The following is a 19,313-nucleotide window of genomic DNA, read 5'->3' as shown; positions in this document are numbered from 1 at the left end:
GAGTCTCGCGGCTGTTTTCCCCACCGTGAGACGCGCTGCGTCTCACGAGCCGTCGTTCCGCTACCGTTCACGGAGACGGTTTACTCCGGGTGGGTCGCCAACGGCGACCCTCTGTGAGTGAAAAGGGGGCTTAGCAGACGTTCTTCGGCTTGACGCCCATGCCTTCCAGCGTCTCGACGTACTCGTCGTAGGCGGCTTCGACCACCGCGTCGGCGGCCTCGCGGGCGACGGCGTCGTCCTCGACGAGGCCGTCGATGGCGGCTTCGAGCGTGTCGAGTTGGTCGTTGAGGTCGGACTTGAGCGTGCGGAAGTCGTTGGCGGCCATCGGGTCCGCGTCGCCGACGAAGAAGCCGACCATCTGCTCGACGGTCTTCAGCGACACGAGCGCGCGGGCGAGCGCGCCGCCGAGGCGGCCGTCGGTCGTCTCGAACTCGGCGAGCACGTCGTAGACGTTCGGCTTCGAGCCGTCGGACTCCGCGCCGACGGTTTCGGCGTGCTCCCGGGCGGTGTCGGCGAGGTCCGAAAAGAGCGCGGCCGCCTCGTCGTTCGGTTCGTCGTCTGCCCACCAGTCGAACAGGTCGGCGGCGGCGGCGGCCTCGGCGGCGGCCGCGGCGCGGACCGCGTCGCCGTCCATCTCGCCGCCGGTGACGGCGTACAGCGCCTTCGAGGAGCCGAGTCGGGAAAGCGGCGTCTCGTGGTCGTCGCGGAGGGTGTCGAGGAGTTCGGACATACGCTCCCGTATGTCCGTCTCGGGTTTGTACCCATCGGCGGCGGCGAGTCCGGCGCGGGTCTGCGACGACCCGACCCGATCCCAGACGACGACCGGCGTGTCGGCCGGTTCGTGACATTCTACCGAATCGAACTAGCAGGAATATTAAACATTATATATTGTATTATCATGAGGTTATCCGGGCTATGACAAACGCTATCAGGCAGGCGGCGGAGCGCAGTTCGAAACTGGTCGAACAGTACCTCCCCGACGCGTTCCTGTTCGCCATCATCCTGACCGGAGTGGCGTTCGTGCTGGCGCTGGTGTCGGTCGCGCCGGCCGAGGGGGTCGGCGTGGTCGGACACGCCGGGAACCTCCTCATCGACGGCTGGTACGGCGGCTTCTGGAACCTGCTTTCGTTCGGGATGCAGATGACGCTCATCCTGATGACGGGCTACGCGCTCGCGCAGACGAAGCCCGTGGACTGGCTCCTGACGCGCCTCGCGGGCGTCCCGAACACGGAGCGAGGGGCGGCCGCGATGGTGCCGGTCGTCGCCGCCGCGGCGTCGTTCGTCCACTGGGGCCTCGGCCTCGTCGTCGGGGCGCTGTTCGCCCGGAAGATAGCGACCGAGATGCGCGGCATCGACTTCCCCATCGTCGTCGCCGGGGCGTACTCCGGGTTCGTCGTCTGGCACGGCGGTCTCGCGGGGTCGATTCCGCTCCTGTTGAACACCGAGGGGAACTTCCTCATCGAGGCGGGCATCCTCGACACGACGTTCGGCACCGGCGGGACCATCTTCACGGTCGCCAACCTCGTGTTGGTCGTCGCAGTCGGCTTCCTCTTCCTGCCGGCGCTGTTCGCGCTCATGTACCCGACCGACGACGCGAAGAAGACGCCCATCGACCCCGCGGCGTTCGAGACGGCGACCGACGGCGGCGAGCAGGCGACCGGCGGCGGCGAGCAGGCGACCGGCGGGTGGGCCTCCACGGCCGTCCCCGACGACGCCTCGCTCGCGACGCGCATCGAGCACTCGCTCGGCATCGGCGTGGCAATCGGCGTCGTCGGCCTGCTCGCGGTCGCCCTGTACTTCTGGGAGGGCGTCCAGAACGGGACGATGCCGTGGAACAATCTCAACCTGAACATCGTCAACTTCGGTTTCCTCTTTCTCGGCCTGCTGTTCCACGGGACGCCCAAGGCGTACATCGAGGCCGTCGTCGAGGCCGTCGAGAACGTCTGGGGAATCATCCTCCAGTTCCCCTTCTACGCGGGCATCATGGGCATCATGGCCTACGCGCCGGAGGGCTCCGTCAGCCTCGCCACGCAAATCGCACAGGGCATGGTCGCCGTCGCGCCCGACGGGACGCTCCCGGCCTTTGCCTTCTTCACCGCCGGCCTCGTGAACTTCTTCGTCCCCTCCGGCGGGGGCGAGTGGGCCGTCATCGGCGAGACGCTCGTCACGGCCGCGAAGGCGTCCGGCGAGTCCATCCCGCGGGTCGCCGTCGCCGCCTCGTGGGGCGACGCGTGGACCAACATGATTCAGCCCTTCTGGGCCATCCCGCTGCTCTCCATCAGCGGCCTGTCGGTCCGCGACATTATGGGCTACTGCGTGATGGTGCTTCTCGGCGCGGGCGTACTCGTCGCCGTCGGCATCAGCGTCCTGCCGATGTGAACCGCAAAAAGAACCGGTCGGTCGGTATCGAAACGAACTGAGGCCGAGGCGGCTCAGTTACCCTTCTCGACGGGCGCGCCGACGAGGTTGCCCCACTCCGTCCACGAGCCGTCGTAGTTGGTGACGTTCTCGTAGCCGAGGAGTTCGTGAAGGGCGAACCACGCGATGGACGAGCGCTCGCCGATGCGGCAGTAGGCGATGGTGGACTCGTCGCCTTCGATGCCCTGGTCCGCGTAGAGGTCGCGGAGTTCGTCGGCAGACTTGAAGGTGCCGTCGTCGTTGACGGTCGCGGCCCACGAGATGTTGCTCGCGCCGGGGATGTGGCCGCCGCGCTGGGCGGTCTCCTGCAGTCCCGGGGGCGCGAGAATCTCGCCGGAGAACTCTTCGGGCGAGCGAACGTCGACGAGGGGAAGACCCTTGTCGACCGCCTTCTCGACGTCGTCGCGGTACGCGCGGATGTCCTCGAAGGGACCCTTGGCGCTGTAGTCTTGCTCCGGGAAGGACGGGATTTCGTCGGTCGTCGGATAGTCGTTGTCGACCCAGTAGTCGCGGCCGCCGTTCATCAGGTGAACGTTCTCGTGGCCGTAGTACTTGAACTGCCAATAGGTGTAGGCGGCGAACCAGTTGGAGTTGTCGCCGTAGAGGACGACCGTAGAGTCCTCGGAGATGCCGTGGGAGCCGAGGAGGTCCTCGAAGTCCTCCTTGGTCAGCACGTCGCGGGTCGTCTGGTCCTGCAGCTGGGACTCCCAGTTGAACCCGATGGCACCGGGGGCGTGACTCTCGTCGTACGCCTCGGTGTCCACGTCCACTTCGACGAGTCGGTACGCCGGGTCGTCGCTCTGGAACTCGTCGAGGTGGCTCTCCACCCAGTCCGCAGAGACGAGCACGTCCTTCGCGTAATCGGAGTTTGACATCGCGTTTCACCGTACAACAGGAAGGCCCATAACTCTCACAGCGACGGCATGTACGGCCTGACCTCGGGTGATGCGGCAATATTGTCCCAGATAAGGCGGGGGAGACGGCGAAAGTGACTCGGAGAACGGCCGTCTCGGGGATTCTCAGCCCGGTATCCGACGAAACCAGCAACAACATCCGCTACCCCGGACACGTGGCGAGGGGTGCGAGGAGGGGCGGACCTAAATCCGCGGCCCGGAAACGTGGGGACATGGTAGACGTGGTCTCTTCGACGTGGCTCGCGGACCGACTCGGCGACGTTCGCGTGGTGGACGTACGGGACGGCTGGGAGTTCGACGGCATCGGGCACCTCCCCGGCGCGGTGTCGATACCCTTCGACGAGTTCCGAAGCGCCGACGGCGACGTGGGAATGCTCCCCGGCCGCGACGCGTGGTCCGACCTCCTTTCGGGCGCGGGCATCGCGGCCGACGACGACGTGGTCGCCTACGACGACACCCACGGCGTCTTCGCCGCCCGCTTTCTCGTGACCGCCCTCCTCTACGGACACGACCCCGAGAAACTCCACCTCCTCGACGGCGACTTCAGCGCGTGGAACCGCGAGCGCGAGACGACGACCGAGGCGACCGAGGTCGAGGGAACGGTCTACGAGATAACCGACCCGACCGAGACGCCGCTCGTGGACTTCGAGGCGGTCGAAGCCGCGCTCGACGACCCCGAGACCGTCATCGTGGACACCCGCGACCCCGCGGAGTACGACGAGGGCCACCTCCCCGGCGCGGTCAACCTCGACTGGCGCGAACTCGTCGACGACGAGACCCGCGGGCTGAAACCGCGGGACGAACTCGACTCGATTCTGGACGCCGCGGGCGCCGCCCCGGACCGTCGGGTCGTCCTCTACTGCAACACCGCCCGGCGCATCAGCCACACCTACGTCGTCCTCTCGCACCTCGGCTACGACGACGTGGCGTTCTACGAGGGCAGCCTCACCGAGTGGGAGGAACGCGACGGCGCGGTCGTCGAGGGCTGACGAGCGGCGCAGTCAGGGAGTCTCGACCGGGTCGTCGCCCGCGGCCTCCTCGCCTCCGCCGTCGTCGACGCGTAACTCCGCACCGAGCAGGTCAACGGACTCCGCGAGGAGCGCGACGACGAGCGGGCCGGCGATGATACCAACCGGACCGAGGCTGAGCAGGCCGCCGACGAAGCCGACGAAGTAGAGGCTCCCCGGCAGGTCGGCGGTCTCCTTGGCGAGTCGCGGGCGAATCAGGATATCCGGGAGCCACGCGACCGCGAATCCGCCGACGGCGACGACGAGCGCGGCGGCGACGAGGTCGCCGACCGCGACGTGGTAGACGGCCATCGCCGCGAGCAGGACGCTCGGGCCGACGATGGGGATGAACTGGAGGACGGCCGCGACCGTGGCGAGCGTGACGACGTAGTCGTAGCCGAGCGCCCAGAAGACGACGAGGCCGATGGCGAACGTGCCGACGGCGGTCGCCGCCTGCAGGACGTAGATGGCGAACAGTGTCTCGCGGGCCCGCTCGTTGAGGGCCGTCGCCGCATCCCGGTAGTCGGTGGGGACCAGCGCGAGGAGCGTCCGCCCGACGGCGTCGCCGCTGAGGAGCAGCGAGAACACGAGGAAGCCGAACAGCGTGAGTTTGATCAGGACCACGGGCGCGGCGGTGGCGGCGGCGCGGCCGAGCGACTGGAGCAGGTCGAGGCCGACCGCAACCACGTCGTCGAGCGTCACCGTCTCGACCATCCCGAGGAACTCGACGGTCACCACGTCGGGCAGGAGCACCGCGAACTCGAGGATGTCGCTCAGTCGGAGGAAGACGATGACGACGAGCGGCGCGAGCACGACGCCGACGCCGACCGCCGCGACGACGGTGGCGGCGAGGCTGGAGACCCATCGGGAGACCCCGCGCGCTTCGAGGCGTCGCCTGAGCGGCACGAGCAGGTAGGCGACCGTGATGGCGAAAAACACCGTCGCCAACACGTCCGCGAGCATGACCGCCGCGAGCAGCACGAAGAGGGCGAGCACACCGCCGAGGACGTACGGACGAGAAGCAGTCACCTCCGGTGATACTCCCGCCGAGGATAAAGTCGTTCTCCCGATACGGACCTCGAATCCGACAGATTCGGCCGTTTATTCGTCTCCGAGAACACCACGCCCGTTAAATACCACAGAGTGCAACAACCGAGTAATGAGACGACGTAGTTTCCTGAAGGCCGCCGGTGCGGGAGGCGTCTCCGCGCTCCTCGCCGGCTGCACCGGGACCGGCGGCGAGCAGACGACGACCGAGGCCTCGGGCGACACGACCGAGACGACCACGACGACGACCGAGGGGACGACCACAGGCGGCGAGTCGCCGACGCTCACCGTCGGCACCTACGGCTCGTTCGTCGACGCGCCGAGTTCGAGCCCCGGTCCGTGGCTGAAAGAGACGTTCGAGTCCGAGTTCGACGCGACGCTGGAGTGGCAGACGCCCGATTCGGGCGTGAACTACTACATCGAACGCGCCCTCCGCGGCGTCGAGTCCGGCGCGGACCTCTACGTCGGCCTCGACGCGCAGATGCTCGTCCGCATCGACCAGAACCTCGACGAGGCGCTGTTCTCGCCCGCCGAGGGACTGTCCCGACTGGGCGACGTGAACGAGCAACTGAACTTCGACCCGCAGGGCCGCGCGGTCCCCTACGACACGGGCTACATCTCGCTCGTCTACAACGAGACCTACGGCGACGGCGACTTCGTCGCCCCCGAAACGTTCGACGGCCTGCTGGAGTCCGAGTACGCGGGCGCGCTCCTCGCGCAGAACCCCACATCGTCGGCGACGGGACAGGCGTTCTTACTCCACACCATCGACGCCAAGGGCGAAGACGGCTACCTCGACTACTGGGCGAGCCTGAAGGAAAACGACGTCCGCGTCCTCGGCAACTGGGAGGACTCCTACAACGCCTACTCGAACGGGGAGGCCCCGATGGTCGTCTCGTACTCGACCGACCAGGTGTTCGCCGCCGAGGCCGGCGAGGACATGGCGAAACACCAGATTCGCTTCCTGAACGACGAGGGCTACGCCAACCCCGAGGGGATGGCCCACTTCGCCGACGCGTCGAACCCCGACCTCGCGGCCGAGTTCATGGACTTCATGCTCCGACCCGAGGTGCAGGCCGAAATCGCCGTCCGCAACGTCCAGTTCCCGGCCACGACCACCGCGGAGCTGCCCGAGGACTTCGCGCAGTACGCACAGGAGCCGCCGGAAGCCGTCACGTTCTCCTACGACCGGCTTCAGAACAACCTGAGTGACTGGACCGACGCCTGGGCCCGCGAGTTCGCCAGAAAGTGAGGTGAACCGGTGAGCCGCGTCTCGGTTCGCCGGGTCGTCCGCGTCCTCGAACAGCGACTGCTCACCCTCGTCGCGGCGCTCACCGCCGTCGTCCTCCTGGTCCTGTTTTACTACCCCGTCGCCACCGTCTTCGCCGACGCCGTCCTCGTGGACGGCCGACCCACGGTCGAACCCATCGCGGCGATTCTGACGAGCGAGTTCTACCTCGTCGACATCATCTGGTTCACGGCGAAACAGGCGTTCTACTCGACGCTCGCCAGCCTCGCGCTCGGCCTCCCCGCCGCGTGGCTGTTCTCGCGCTTCGAGTTCCGCGGCCGTGAGACGCTCCGTTCGCTTACCATTCTCCCGTTCGTCATGCCCTCCATCATGGTCGCCATCGGCTTCGTGGCGACGTTCGGCCGCAACGGGACGCTGAACCGCGCGCTCTCTGCCGTCGGCCTCCCGCCGGTCGAACTGCTGTTCACGCTCGAAGCCATCATCGTCGCCCACGCGTTCTACAACGCCCCGCTCGTCGCCCGCGTCGTCACCGCCGCGTGGGAGAGCGTGGACGCCCGGACCGTCGAGACTGCCCGCTCGCTCGGCGCGAACCCGCGGCGGGCCTTCCGCGACGTTGTCCTCCCACAGCTCCTGCCGTCCATCGGCGTCGGCGCGACCCTGACGTTCATCTTCACCTTCGCGTCGTTCCCCATCGTCCTCGCACTCGGCGGCTTCCAACTGGCGACCATCGAGGTGTTCGTCTACTCGCGGGTCCGAGACCTCGCGTACGCCGAGGCCGCCAGCCTCGCGGTCATCGAGACGGTCATCTCCATCACGCTGACCGCCGTCTATCTCCGGTACGAGGCCAGCCAGCGGTCGGCCGGCGGCGCGGCGAACCCGCTTCCTCGCCGGTCTGTCGTCCCGTCCGACTGGACGCCGAAATCGGCGCTCCGAACCGCCGGCATCGCCGGCTACGCCCTCATCGTCGGACTGGTGTTCGTCGTCCCCATCGCCAGCATGGTGCTGGCGAGCGTCACCGGCGGCGACGGCGGCTTCACGCTCGCCAACTACGCCTTCCTCGCCGAGCGACAGGCGACCGGCGCGAGCTTTCAGGTCAAACCCCTCCCCGCCATCCTGAACTCGCTGGCCTTCGCCGCGGGGACGCTCGTCGTGGCCGTCCCGATGGGCGTGGTGATGGCCGTCCTCACGACCCGCCGGTACCGCGGGCGCGGCCTCATCGACGTACTCGCGATGGCACCTTTCGCCGTCTCGGGCATCGTCGTCGGCCTCGGCCTGCTCCGCGGCCTCGTCTTCGGCGTCGACGTGCTGGGGACGCGAATCCGCGTCACCGGCGCGCTCGCTATCGTCGCGGCCCACGCCGTCGGCGCGTACCCCTTCGTCACCCGAAACGTCGCGCCGCTTTTCGCCCGACTCGACGGCCGGCTCGTGGAGTCCGCGCGGTCGCTCGGTGCGACCAGAACCCGCGCGCTCGTCGATATCGAACTGCCGCTCGTCTGGACCGGCGTCGTCGCGGGCGCGGCGTTCGCCGTCGCCATCAGCATCGGCGAGTTCGACTCGACAATCATCCTCGCGGAGGGCGCGGGGAGCTACACGATGCCCATCGCAGTCGAGCGGTTCCTCGGGCGACGTCTCGGCCCCGCGACGGCGATGGGCTGTCTCCTGCTTCTCGTCACGTCCGCCAGCTTCCTCGTCGTGGACCGCTTCGGCGGCCGGTGGGGCGAGCTATGAGTGAGCCCGGAGAACGAGACGAGGGCGAGCCGCGGGAAGTGAGAATTATGACCGTCCGCCGGCGAGGGGAGAACGTGACTTCGGAGGCGAACCCGTGAGACTCGAACTCGACGCGGTGTCCAAGCGCTACGGGTCGGCGACGGCGCTCGATTCCGTCTCGCTGTCGGTCGACGACGGCGAGTTTTTCACGCTCGTCGGCCCCTCTGGCTGCGGCAAGACGACCACGCTCCGCTGTATCGCCGGCTTCGAGTCCCCGACCGAGGGGACCGTGCGCTTCGACGGCGAGTCGATGGCCGGCGTCGCGCCCGAGTCTCGGGGCGTCGGCGTCGTGTTCCAGAACTACGCGCTGTTCCCGCACCTCAGCGTCGGCGAGAACGTCGCCTACGGCCTCCGCTTTACCGACCCGCCGGGCGGCGGCACCCGCGACGAGCGCATCGCGGAACTGCTGGACCTCGTCGACCTCGCGGGGTTCGAAGACCGCGACCCGGACTCTCTCTCGGGCGGGCAACAACAGCGGGTCGCGCTCGCCCGCGCCCTCGCGCCCGGCCCGAACCTGCTGCTCCTCGACGAGCCGATGTCGGCGCTCGACGCCCGACTCCGCGACCGCCTCCGCCGACAGGTAAAGCGAATCCAGTCGGAACTCGGCGTGACGACCGTCTACGTCACCCACGACCAGTCGGAGGCGCTGGCGGTGTCCGACCGGGTGGCCGTCCTCAACCGCGGCCGCGTCGAACAGGTCGGCCGGCCCCGCGAACTCTACCACCGACCGCGGACGCGGTTCGTCGCGGAGTTCCTCGGCGAGAACAACGTCCTCGACGCAGTCGTCGAGTCTCGACCGGAAACGGGGGGGATTCGCGTCGGCGTCGGCGACGCGGTGTTCACGCTGGCCGAGGGGCGGCGCGTCCTCGGCCAAGGTGGTTCGGCGTCCGGCAACCGCGCTGAAAGCGACGGGAGAGACGGCGGCCGACCCGCACGTCCTGCGCCCGGCGACGAACTCACCTTCTGCGTCCGACCCGAACAGCTCCGGGTCGGCGCGGAGACGAACCGGGTTCGCGGGACCGTCGTCGACACCGAGTTTCAGGGGGCGACGACGCGGGTGCGACTCGACTGGGGCGAGACGGAACTCGTCGTGGCGGTCGAAGACGGCGGCGAAGAATCAGCGGCCGGATTCGAGGTCGGGACGACGCTTGATATCGGATTCGCCCCGGCGTCGGCTCACATCGTCGAGTAGGTCGAAAGCGCGGGTCGGCGGTTCTGCGGTCCCGTTCCGCGTCAGGGCGCGACGCCGACGGTCAGGAGCGTGCCGAACGTCCGGTAGCGCTCGACCATCTCCTCGCGGGTCTCCCAATCGTCGGTCGGGAACTCGGCGGCCGCCGGGATGTCGATGTCGAGGTCGGCGATGGAGTCCTGTTCGGCGACGTGGAGGCCGGCGTCGCGGAACGCCTCGCGGTACTCCGCGTGGGACCACCGGGTCATGTCGATGGAGATGAGCTCCTGCCACTCGTGGGAGTGGACGTTCTCGTCGTAATAATTGACCGCGCAGTAGAACGTCCCGCCGGGCCTGAGGATACGGGCGATTTCTTCGAGGGTGTGGTGCGGGTCGGCGGCGTAGTAGAACGCCTCCATCGACCAGACGTGGTCGACGCTGTCGTCGTCGAACGGGAGGTCGTCGAAGTCGCCGACGAGAAACGAGAGGTCGTCGGTGTCGGTGTACTCGCGGGCGTTCTGGACCATCTCGGGCGAGCCGTCGAGGCCGAACCCGCGGCCGATGCCCTTCGTGTCGTGAAGCGCGCGCAGGGCGTAGCCGCTTCCGGTCCCGAGGTCGACGACGGTGTCGCCTTCCTCGACCGGCATCCGTGCGAGCGCGTGCTTCGCGGTGTGCCAGTGTCGGTCCTCCATGCCCTTGTCGCGGCCGTCGGCCGCCCAGGCGTCGAACTCGTCGCGGACGCTCATACCGAAGCCTCGCGCGCCGGGGTGAAAATGCGTTCGAACTGGTCCCGCGGGGGCGGCGAATCCGGCGGCGAATCAGCCGTGTCTCCCGTCGCGCCTTTTAATTGCCGCCGTCCCGACGACCGGTGTATGGTCGGAGTCCGCCGCCGGTTCGCGCTCGCCGACACCGCCCAGCAGGTCGTCGGCGGGTTCCTCCTCGCGGGGCCGTTCGTCGTCACCGAGGAGGTGTGGGTGCTCGCGCGGAGCATGTCGTTCGCGCAGGCGCTCCTCACGCTCTTTATCGTGCTCGCGGTCGGCTACGGCGCGCTCTACAAGGCCGACGACCGCGACCCCGACAGGGAGCGCGAGGTCGGCGGGATTCCCGTCCGGTTCATCTCGCTCATCACCGTCTCGTACCTCTCCGTGTTCATCCTCGCGCTCGCGTTCGACGCGCCGGGGACGTTCCTCTCGGACGTGTCGGGACAGGTCCTCGTCACCGTGCTGGGGTACGACCTCGACCTCGCGGTGCTCCGTATCACGCTCAAGGCGACGAGCGTCGGCGCGGTGTTCAGCGTCATCGGCGCCGCCACGGCCGACTCGCTGTTCTGACCGCCCAGCGCGAGGAGAGTGAACACACGACACGATTCGGGGACGCCGCGGCCCAAGCGGCATGAAGGATTAAGTCGGCAGGGTAACTGCTTGGGGTATGGATTACGAGCTCGCCATCGAAGACGCGCCCGCGACGATTCCGGGCGGCACAGGTATCTTGCTCCTTCATCCGAGCATCGGCGAGACCGACCGCATCGACACGGACTTCTTCAAAGTCGACACCGACCGCTTCCTCGTCATCTCGACGCGGACCACCGCGCGCGAGGTCGAACAGAAGCTGGAACACTACGAGGTCGACGAGTCCAGCGCCACCATCCTCGACACGCTCTCTATCGAGCGCGGCTACTCCCGACGCAGTTCGGACAACATCCACTACGTCGCGGCTCCCGACGACCTCGACGCCATCGTCGAGAAGACCCGACAGTTCCTCGAAAGCCACGATGGAAAGCTCCGGCTCAGCGTCGATTCAGTCACGGAGATGGCCTACTACGCCGACGAGGACCGCGCCTTCGAGGCGACGAAACAGATTCTCGAACTCCTCGACGAGTTCGACGCGGTAGGGCTGTTCCACCTCTCGAAGGAGGTCCACGACCAAGAGACGCTGGACCGATTCCGCGAACTGTTCGACGGCGTCGTCGACCTCGACGAGGACGGCACCGTCGAAACCGAGTTCTGAGGCGACGCGCGACGCGCTCGGGCGCGACCGACTACGCCGAGTCGGCGTCGTCGTCGGCCGAATCGTCGGTGGCCGCGCCGTCGACCGGTTCCGCGTCGTCGGCCGCGAGTTGCTCGAACGTCTTTTCCGCCCACTTGACCGCGTAGCTCGGCCCGTGGTCGCGGTACGCCGCGGTGTCCAGCGCCGAAAACGGCGCGGGGAGGTCGCGGCCGTGTTTGATGGCCGAACACGCGAACTCGGTCGCCTCGGCGAACGAGAGTCTGCCGAGCGCGACGAGCCGCGGGAGGTTCGCAAGTCGGTCGTCGAGTCGGCCGCCGGCATCGACCCACGCGTCGTGGAGGCGGTCGTGGCTCCCCTCCCACGACGCGAACGCCTCGCGGGTGTGGAGACCGACCCAGCCCTCGTAGAGGGCGGCGGCGACCTGATACGTCTCGCTCGGGCCGAGCGGCGTCGCCGCGGCGAGGTCGCGGTACCGCTCACCGAAGAAGGGGAGGAAGTGCTCCGGAATCTCGTCGTTTCCGGCCTGCACGAACGCCTCGGCGATGAGGAAGTCCAGAAAGTCGTCCGGCGTCCCCTTCGCGCGGTACTTCACCAGCACGACCGGCGGGACGGTCTGTCGGGACCACGTCACGGTGCCGTCGCCGGGCATCCCGATGGTGAAGTCCGACGACGCGTAGCGTCGGAGCTGTTGGGGCGAGTCGTCTGGTAGCCACTCCGCGGGGTACGCCGCCGGGGAGAGCGACTCGACCACCAACCCGAGGTTCTCCGCGGCCTCGGGTGGGATGGTGTCGAAGTCACCGGCCACGTCCAAGACGAGCGCGCCGGAGGCGTACTCGTCGCGGATCGATTCGAGGTCCGACGGCAGGGTGCGCGTCTCGAACATCCGCTCAGGCGATGCTCATCCCGACGAACACGACGGCCAGCAGGGCCGACACGCCGACGGTACCGAGCACGATTTTCGTCGCTTGGCTCATAGTGGCACGATTAGGGGCCCGCCGCTTAACTGTTACACTCTATCGTCGGCCGAATCTCCAGTCGAAACGGAGGGGTTCGGGGACGTGCCCCACGGTCGTCGGTCACACGGTTCGGTCGCGTCGCGGACGCGAGAGAAAACAGCAGGCTCGTCGGCGTCGCGGTCAGGGAACGAGCTGTTCGCCGTCGTCGTCGAGGATGCGGATGGCCTCGACGGGGCAGACGCGGGCGGCGAACTTCGCGTCGAACTCGGCGTCCTCGGGGACCTCGCGGACGAAGACGCCGTCGTCGGTCTCCTCGCCGTCGACGAGGTCGGCCTTGCCGTCGTCGACGTTCTTCTCGAAGCCCTCCCACTCGTCGACACACTGGAACATGCCGATGCAGGTGTCGCGGTCGTACTCGACTCTCATGCGCCATCGTACCGCCGGGCCGTACAAAGCCCTGCCGACGCGGGGACGTGGGTCGGCGACCGAACCGACCCGATGGCTTAAACCGGGGGACGGTCCAAGGGAGATGCAATGCGAACTGCGGACCTGACGGGCCTGCCGACGGGGATTCCCGAGGCCCTCCGCGACGAGGGTATCGAGGAGCTGTACCCGCCGCAGGCCGAGGCCGTCGAGGCCGGCCTGACGGACGGCGAGAGCCTCGTGGCCGCCGTCCCGACGGCGAGCGGAAAGACGCTCATCGCCGAACTGGCGATGCTGTCGAGCGTCGCGCGCGGCGGGAAGGCGCTGTACATCGTCCCGCTCCGGGCGCTCGCCTCCGAGAAGAAAGCCGAGTTCGAGCGCTGGGAGGAGTACGGCATCGACGTGGGCGTCTCGACCGGCAACTACGAGTCCGACGGCGAGTGGCTCTCCTCGCGCGACATCATCGTCGCCACCTCCGAGAAGGTCGACTCGCTCGTCCGGAACAACGCGGCGTGGATGGACCAACTCACCTGCGTCGTCGCCGACGAGGTCCACCTCGTCGACGACAGACACCGCGGGCCGACGCTGGAGGTCACGCTGGCGAAGCTCCGCCGGCTCAACCCGAACCTGCAGGTCGTCGCGCTCTCGGCGACCGTCGGCAACGCGGGCGTCGTCGCCGACTGGCTCGACGCGGAACTCGTCAAGTCCGACTGGCGACCCATCGACCTCAAGATGGGCGTCCACTACGGCAACGCCATCTCCTTCGCCGACGGGAGCCAACGCGAGGTGCCGGTCGGCCGCGGGGAACGGCAGACGCCCGCGCTCGTCGCCGACGCGTTGGAGGGCGACGGCGACGGCGACCAGGGCTCCTCGCTCGTCTTCGTGAACTCGCGGCGAAACGCCGAGTCCGCGGCCCGCCGCATGGCCGACGTGACGGAGCGGTACATCACCGGCGACGAGCGCGGCGACCTCGCGGAACTCGCCGCCGAGATACGCGACGTGTCCGACACCGAGACCTCCGAGGACCTCGCCGCGGCGGTCGCCAAGGGCGCGGCGTTCCACCACGCGGGGCTCGCCGCGGAGCACCGAACCCTCGTCGAGGACGCCTTCCGCGACCGACTCATCAAGTGCATCTGCGCCACGCCGACGCTCGCCGCCGGCGTCAACACCCCGAGCCGCCGCGTCGTCGTCCGTGACTGGCAGCGCTACGACGGCGACTACGGCGGAATGAAGCCGCTTGACGTGCTCGAAGTTCACCAGATGATGGGTCGCGCCGGTCGGCCCGGCCTCGACCCCTACGGCGAGGCGGTACTGCTCGCGAAGGACGCCGACGCCCGCGACGAACTGTTCGAGCGGTACATCTGGGCCGACGCAGAAGACGTGCGGTCGAAGCTCGCGGCCGAGCCCGCGCTGCGGACGCACCTGCTCGCCACCGTCGCCTCCGGCTTCGCCCACACCCGCGAGGGACTGCTCGAATTCCTCGACCAGACGCTCTATGCGACCCAGACCGACGACCCCGAGCGACTCGGACAGGTGACCGACCGCGTGCTCGACTACCTCGAAGTAAACGGGTTCGTCGAGTTCGAAGGAGAGACGATACGGGCGACGCCCGTCGGCCACACCGTCTCGCGGCTCTATCTCGACCCGATGAGCGCCGCCGAAATCATCGACGGCCTCGAATGGGCGGCGGACCACCGAACCGAGAAGCTCCGGGCGCTCGCGGGCGAGACGCCCGAGAAGCCGAAACAAGCGCGGGGCGAATCCGACGACGAACCCGGCGGCTTCCAGCGGGCCAGCGAGATGGTCGCGACAGAGAGCGGCGACGGGGGAGACGTTGACGCCGGTGGTTCCGGAGACGACGACGCCGACGAGTTCGAGACGGACCGGACGTATCCGACGCCGCTCGGCCTCTACCACCTCGTCTGCCGGACGCCGGACATGTATCAGCTCTACCTGAAGTCCGGCGACCGCGAGACCTACACCGAACTGTGCTACGAGCGCGAACCGGAGTTCCTCGGGCGCGTCCCCTCGGAGTACGAGGACGTGGCGTTCGAAGACTGGTTGTCGGCGCTGAAGACCGCGAAGCTCCTCGAAGACTGGGTCGGCGAGGTCGACGAGGACCGAATCACCGAGCGCTACGGCGTCGGCCCCGGCGACATCCGCGGGAAGGTCGAGACGGCCGAGTGGCTCCTCGGTGCGGCCGAGCGACTCGCCTCCGAACTCGACCTCGATTCCGTGTACGCGGTCCGCGAGGGGAAAAAGCGCGTCGAGTACGGCGTCCGCGAGGAACTGCTCGACCTCGCCGGCGTCCGCGGCGTCGGCCGAAAGCGCGCCCGACGGCTGTTCGAAGCCGGCGTCGAGAGTCGGGCCGACCTCCGCGAGACCGAGAAATCGCGCATCCTCGCCGCGCTCCGGGGTCGCAGGAAGACGGCTCAGAACATCCTCGAAGCCGCGGGTCGGAAGGACCCCTCGATGGACGAGGTGGACGAAGACGACGCGCCGGAAGACGCCGTCCCCGACGACACCGGCTTCGAGACGGCAAAAGACCGCGCCGACCAACAGGCGAGTCTGGGTGATTTCGAATGAGACTCGTCGAAGCCGAGGCGACCGTCTCGGACCTCGATTCGTTCATCGCGGTCGTCGGCGACGTGGCCGACGAGACGGGCGCGACGGTGCAGGCGTTCGACGCCCGGTACGTCGTGGACCGCGAGCACCTCGAACGGGCGACCGAACTCGCCGACCGGGCCATCGGCCGCGGCAACGAAATCGCCCGCGACCGGGCCGTCGAAATCCTCCTCTACGCCAGCGGCCGCCGGCAGATTAACCGCGCGTTCGAAATCGGCGTCTCGGAGGGGAGGGTCCCCGTCGTAATTCTCGTCGACGGCGGCGACGAAGAAGGCGCCGAGGCCGCGCTGTTCGACCGACTCGACCTCGAACCCGCGGAGACCCTCGGCGACTACGACGAAGCGCTCGTCCGCGAGGTGTTCGACGTGGGCGAGACGGAGTTGCGCGTCGCCGACGGCGACCTCCCCGCACTGGTCAAAGAGCGAGTCGCGCTGCTCGCGGTCGAACGCTAAGCGGTTTTCACGACCCGTATCGCCGGTATTCGGACGGTCTGAGAATCCGTCAGCAAAAACTCCACTCGAAACACACCCCTTGGGTTTCTGAAACCTACCCCTTCGTTTCAACTGGAGAACAGGGGACAGTGCGGCCTCAAAGAGCGTGAGAATCGGAGAAATAGTCCCACCAGGATTCGAACCTGGGTCGTTGCCCCCAGAAGGCAACAGGATTGGCCACTACCCCATGGGACTTCGCATCAATTCGTACTTCGCGGGTATTTGTAAACGTTGCGTGTCGATTCCGCCGTGCGATTTTATGGCACGGTGACGGACAGACGTGCATAAACCGCCAACTATTTGCCCCTATTCTATCCACTCTCGTGTATGTACGTCGGACGTTTCGTCGTCGTTGGCCCCGGAATCGGTGCGTATCGCGTCTCCTCTCGGTCCTTCCCGAACCGACAGGTCGTCGACCGGGACGGAGCCCTGACCGTCGGGCCGACGCCCGACGCCCCCGAGACCGATAACCCCTACATCGCCTACAACTGCGTCCGCGAGGGCGGCGACTACGTCGTCGTCGGCAACGGCTCGCAGGTCGACCCCATCGCGGAGAAACTCGACCTCGGCTACCCGCCGCGCGACGCCCTCGCCGAGATTCTGCTCGCGCTCGACTACGAGAAAGACGACTACGACACGCCCCGAATCGCGGGCGTCGTCGGCGACGACGAGGCGTTCATCGGCATCGTCCGAAAGGACGCGCTCGTGGTGGAAGCCGTCTCCGAACCCACGCTCGTGGCGACCTACGAGGAAGACGAACCGCGCGCGTTCGACCTCGACGCGGAGACCGCGGCCGACGCGGCCCGCGAACTCTACGACCACGAGTTCGAACACGCCGTCTGTGCCGCCGCCGCGACCGTCGGTGACTCGGTCGAGACCGCCTTCTACAACGGCGAGTAACGCGACTGTCGGCGTCCCGCCGGGTCAGGTGCGCTGTCGTACTCGACTCGCGACCGGCCCGGAACTTTTCAGCCGCGCACCCGTACACCGAGCCATGCGACTGGGCGTCATCTCGGACGTGCACGGGAACCTCCCGGCACTCGACGCGGTGCTCGAATCGATGCCGCCGGTCGACCGACTGGTCTGCGCCGGCGACGTGGTCGGCTACAACCCGTGGCCCGAGGAGTGCGTGTCCGAACTCGCCGACCGGGACGTGCCAACGGTCTCGGGGAACCACGACCGCGCAGTCACGTCGGGGACCGGCTTCCGCTTCAACAGCATGGCGGCCGCGGGCGTCGACTACGCCCGCGACGCGCTCTCCCCGGCGTCGATGGAGTGGCTATCGTCACTTCCGAAAACCCGACACGTCGCCGACGGCCGGGTCAAACTCGCCCACGGCCACCCCGACCACCCCGACCGCTACACCTACCCCGACGACTTCTCGCCGTCGCTCCTCGACGGCGAGGACCTGCTGGTGTTGGGTCACACCCACGTGCAGGGCCACCGAATCTACGACGACGGAATCGTCCTGAACCCCGGAAGCGTCGGCCAGCCCCGCGACGGCGACCCGCGGGCGGCCTACGCGGTCGCCGACCTCGACGCGATGGAAATCGAGGCGGAGCGCGTCAACTACGACATCGACCGCGTCGCCGAGCGCGTGCGCGAGGTCGGCCTGCCGGAGCGACTGGCGAGCCGGCTGTACGAGGGAAAATAGGGACGAAATCGAGTAGCTATCCTGAAGCCGTCAGTTCGACACCGGTTCGAGCCGCGCCGAGAAGTGCCGAAGCTCCTTCATCGGCGGCTCCTCGACGATTTCGAGACCGCCGTACTCGCCGGCGGAGTCCATCACCTTCGCGGCCGTCTCGGCGACGTGTTCGAGATGTTCGCGGCTGTAGGTGCGCCGCGGGAGCGCGAGGCGCACGAGGTCCGGCCGGTCGGTGCCGGGGAACGCGAAGCCGCCGAGTTCGACGCCGCGGACGCCGCCTTCGAGATAGAGCGCGCAGACGAGTTCCTGTCCGGGGAACTCGTCTTTCGGGATGTGCGGGAACACCTCGCCGGCGTCGAGATAGACCGCATGGCCGCCGGTCGGCTGGTAGACAGGGACGCCCGCCTCGACGAGGAGGTCGCCCAGTTCGGCCACCTGTTCGACGCGGTCGGACACGTAGGGCGGCGTGACGGCCTCGCGGAGGCCGACGGCCATCGCCTCGATGTCGCGGCCCGAGAGGCCGCCGTAGGTCGGAAAGCCCTCGTAGAGGATGGCGCGCTGCTTCGCGTGTTCGAACACCGTCTCGTCGCGCATCGCGGCGAAGCCGCCGATGTTGACGAGCGCGTCTTTCTTGCCGGACATCGTAATCGCGTCGGCGTGTTCGAACTGCGCGCGGGCGATTTCGGCGACTGAGCGGTTCTCGTAACCCGCCTCGTGGGTCTTGATGAAGTGGGCGTTCTCCGCGAACCGGCAGGCGTCGATGACGAACATGGCGTCGATGTCGCGGGCGAACTCGGCGGTGGCGCGAATGTTCGCCATCGAGACCGGCTGGCCGGCGACGGAGTTGTTCGTGATGGTGAGGACGACGACGGGAACCGCGTCGGCGCCGACCTCCTCGACGAGCGCGTAGCCCGCGTCGATGTCGAAGTTACCCTTGAACGACTCCGTGGAGTTCGGGTCGCGCGCGGCGGGCGACGGACAGTCGACCGGCTCCGCGCCCTGATTGACGATGTGGGCGCGGGTCGTATCGAAGTGCGAGTTGTTCGGAACCACGTCGCCGTCCTCCAAGAGGACGCCGTAGAGGACGTTCTCCGCCCCGCGACCCTGATGGGTCGGTACGACGTGCTCGAAGCCCATCACGTCGCGGACCGACTCCGCGAGTCGGGCGAACGACTCGCTGCCCGCGTAGGCCTCGTCGCCGCGAATCATCGCCGCCCACTGCTCTGCGGACATGGTTCCCGTCCCCGAGTCGGTCAAGAGGTCGATGTACACGTCGCGGGCGTCGAGGTTGAACGCGTTGTAGCCGGCCCGTTCGAGGGCGGCCTCGCGCTCCTCGCGCGAGGGGAGTTCGATGGGCTCGACCATCTTCGCCTTGTACGATTTCATGCCCGCAATAGACCCGCGAACGTGAAGTAATCGGCAGGCGGAAAATCGAGGGACGACGCCCGGTTTTCGGCGCTCGTGGACGGGACTGTGCATCGGTGTCGCCGGCTGTTCCGCTATCGCCACGAACCGCCCACGCCGACCGTCGGATGCTGCCGGCTGTTCGGCGTCGCTGGCGGAAACGACTGCGTAAAAACGGAATCGAGCCGAGGA

The 19,313-nt window shown here is 67.9% G+C and carries 19 protein-coding genes and 1 tRNA gene; 11 read left to right on the top strand and 9 right to left on the bottom strand.

Features of this window, described 5'->3' with window-relative positions; all coding sequences use genetic code 11:
* Positions 1-130: 130 nt before the first annotated feature.
* Complete coding sequence (locus tag BN984_RS06645; RefSeq protein ID WP_008090975.1) at positions 131-730, bottom strand: hypothetical protein; 600 nt, start codon at positions 728-730, stop codon at positions 131-133.
* A 185-nt stretch (positions 731-915) separates the two neighbouring features.
* Between BN984_RS06645 and BN984_RS06640 the strand changes: the two genes are divergently transcribed.
* Entirely contained in the window at positions 916-2,379 is a 1,464-nt protein-coding gene (locus BN984_RS06640; protein ID WP_049967914.1) for a short-chain fatty acid transporter, read from the top strand.
* 53 nt (positions 2,380-2,432) lie between these two features.
* Here the strand turns inward: BN984_RS06640 and BN984_RS06635 are convergent, their stop codons facing one another.
* Entirely contained in the window at positions 2,433-3,293 is an 861-nt protein-coding gene (locus tag BN984_RS06635) for a sulfurtransferase (RefSeq protein ID WP_004045008.1), read from the bottom strand.
* Positions 3,294-3,544: 251 nt separating this feature from the next.
* On the opposite strand from BN984_RS06635, the gene BN984_RS06630 reads away from it, so the two are divergent.
* A complete protein-coding gene (locus BN984_RS06630; protein WP_008090971.1) occupies positions 3,545-4,321 on the top strand; it encodes a sulfurtransferase in 777 nt (258 codons plus the stop codon).
* A gap of 12 nt (positions 4,322-4,333) precedes the next feature.
* Here the strand turns inward: BN984_RS06630 and BN984_RS06625 are convergent, their stop codons facing one another.
* Positions 4,334-5,368: an AI-2E family transporter gene (locus BN984_RS06625; RefSeq protein ID WP_049967913.1), complete on the bottom strand. Its 1,035-nt coding sequence runs from the start codon at positions 5,366-5,368 to the stop codon at positions 4,334-4,336.
* A 130-nt stretch (positions 5,369-5,498) separates the two neighbouring features.
* Between BN984_RS06625 and BN984_RS06620 the strand changes: the two genes are divergently transcribed.
* The 3 genes from BN984_RS06620 to BN984_RS06610 all read left to right on the top strand — a co-directional run bounded on the left by BN984_RS06620 (position 5,499) and on the right by BN984_RS06610 (position 9,594).
* A complete protein-coding gene (locus tag BN984_RS06620) occupies positions 5,499-6,638 on the top strand; it encodes a thiamine ABC transporter substrate-binding protein (RefSeq protein WP_049967912.1) in 1,140 nt (379 codons plus the stop codon).
* A gap of 9 nt (positions 6,639-6,647) precedes the next feature.
* A complete protein-coding gene (locus BN984_RS06615; protein ID WP_008090968.1) occupies positions 6,648-8,363 on the top strand; it encodes an ABC transporter permease in 1,716 nt (571 codons plus the stop codon).
* A 94-nt stretch (positions 8,364-8,457) separates the two neighbouring features.
* The gene (locus tag BN984_RS06610) at positions 8,458-9,594 is read left to right on the top strand and encodes an ABC transporter ATP-binding protein (RefSeq protein WP_049967911.1); all 1,137 of its coding nucleotides are present in this window, start codon (positions 8,458-8,460) and stop codon (positions 9,592-9,594) included.
* Positions 9,595-9,635: 41 nt separating this feature from the next.
* On the opposite strand, the gene BN984_RS06605 is transcribed toward BN984_RS06610, so the two are convergent.
* Positions 9,636-10,316, bottom strand: a complete 681-nt coding sequence (locus BN984_RS06605) for a class I SAM-dependent methyltransferase (protein WP_008090965.1) — start codon at positions 10,314-10,316, stop codon at positions 9,636-9,638.
* A gap of 126 nt (positions 10,317-10,442) precedes the next feature.
* Between BN984_RS06605 and BN984_RS06600 the strand changes: the two genes are divergently transcribed.
* Positions 10,443-10,901, top strand: coding sequence for a DUF2391 family protein (locus BN984_RS06600; protein ID WP_008090964.1), 459 nt, complete (start codon positions 10,443-10,445; stop codon positions 10,899-10,901).
* Positions 10,902-10,998: 97 nt separating this feature from the next.
* Positions 10,999-11,577 carry a DUF7090 family protein gene (locus BN984_RS06595; protein ID WP_049967910.1) on the top strand — a complete coding sequence of 193 codons (579 nt, stop codon included), beginning with the start codon at positions 10,999-11,001 and terminating at the stop codon, positions 11,575-11,577.
* A 31-nt stretch (positions 11,578-11,608) separates the two neighbouring features.
* Here BN984_RS06595 and BN984_RS06590 read toward each other — a convergent pair whose 3' ends face one another.
* The 3 genes from BN984_RS06590 to BN984_RS06585 form a co-directional block, all read right to left on the bottom strand.
* The gene (locus BN984_RS06590; RefSeq protein WP_049967909.1) at positions 11,609-12,460 is read right to left on the bottom strand and encodes a DUF7089 family protein; all 852 of its coding nucleotides are present in this window, start codon (positions 12,458-12,460) and stop codon (positions 11,609-11,611) included.
* Between the two features lie 4 nt (positions 12,461-12,464).
* Positions 12,465-12,551 carry a hypothetical protein gene (locus BN984_RS20210; protein WP_422653684.1) on the bottom strand — a complete coding sequence of 29 codons (87 nt, stop codon included), beginning with the start codon at positions 12,549-12,551 and terminating at the stop codon, positions 12,465-12,467.
* Between the two features lie 162 nt (positions 12,552-12,713).
* Entirely contained in the window at positions 12,714-12,959 is a 246-nt protein-coding gene (locus BN984_RS06585; RefSeq protein ID WP_004044976.1) for a ferredoxin, read from the bottom strand.
* Between the two features lie 108 nt (positions 12,960-13,067).
* Between BN984_RS06585 and BN984_RS06580 the strand changes: the two genes are divergently transcribed.
* Together BN984_RS06580 and cgi121 are read left to right on the top strand one after the other, a co-directional pair.
* Complete coding sequence (locus BN984_RS06580) at positions 13,068-15,542, top strand: ATP-dependent DNA helicase (RefSeq protein WP_008090954.1); 2,475 nt, start codon at positions 13,068-13,070, stop codon at positions 15,540-15,542.
* Positions 15,539-16,033 (top strand): KEOPS complex subunit Cgi121, encoded by a 495-nt coding sequence (gene cgi121, locus BN984_RS06575; RefSeq protein WP_049967908.1) that lies wholly within the window; start codon positions 15,539-15,541, stop codon positions 16,031-16,033. The genes BN984_RS06580 and cgi121 overlap by 4 nt, the downstream gene beginning before the upstream one ends.
* 161 nt (positions 16,034-16,194) lie before the next feature.
* Here cgi121 and BN984_RS06570 read toward each other — a convergent pair.
* Positions 16,195-16,267, bottom strand: a tRNA-Gln gene (locus BN984_RS06570).
* A 132-nt stretch (positions 16,268-16,399) separates the two neighbouring features.
* Here BN984_RS06570 and BN984_RS06565 point away from each other — a divergent pair.
* Both BN984_RS06565 and BN984_RS06560 read left to right on the top strand, forming a co-directional pair.
* Positions 16,400-16,972, top strand: a complete 573-nt coding sequence (locus tag BN984_RS06565; RefSeq protein WP_008090950.1) for an IMP cyclohydrolase — start codon at positions 16,400-16,402, stop codon at positions 16,970-16,972.
* Positions 16,973-17,066: 94 nt separating this feature from the next.
* Positions 17,067-17,726 carry a metallophosphoesterase family protein gene (locus tag BN984_RS06560; RefSeq protein WP_008090948.1) on the top strand — a complete coding sequence of 220 codons (660 nt, stop codon included), beginning with the start codon at positions 17,067-17,069 and terminating at the stop codon, positions 17,724-17,726.
* Between the two features lie 30 nt (positions 17,727-17,756).
* Here BN984_RS06560 and BN984_RS06555 read toward each other — a convergent pair whose 3' ends face one another.
* Positions 17,757-19,103 (bottom strand): tryptophanase, encoded by a 1,347-nt coding sequence (locus tag BN984_RS06555; RefSeq protein ID WP_008090946.1) that lies wholly within the window; start codon positions 19,101-19,103, stop codon positions 17,757-17,759.
* Positions 19,104-19,313 lie beyond the last annotated feature (210 nt).

Origin of the sequence: Haloferax prahovense (assembly GCF_000723845.1) — an archaeon.
GTDB classification, from domain to species: Archaea; Halobacteriota; Halobacteria; order Halobacteriales; family Haloferacaceae; genus Haloferax; species Haloferax prahovense.
Note: the sequence above shows the minus strand (reverse complement) of the source record. Positions and strands in the feature narration are given on the sequence as shown.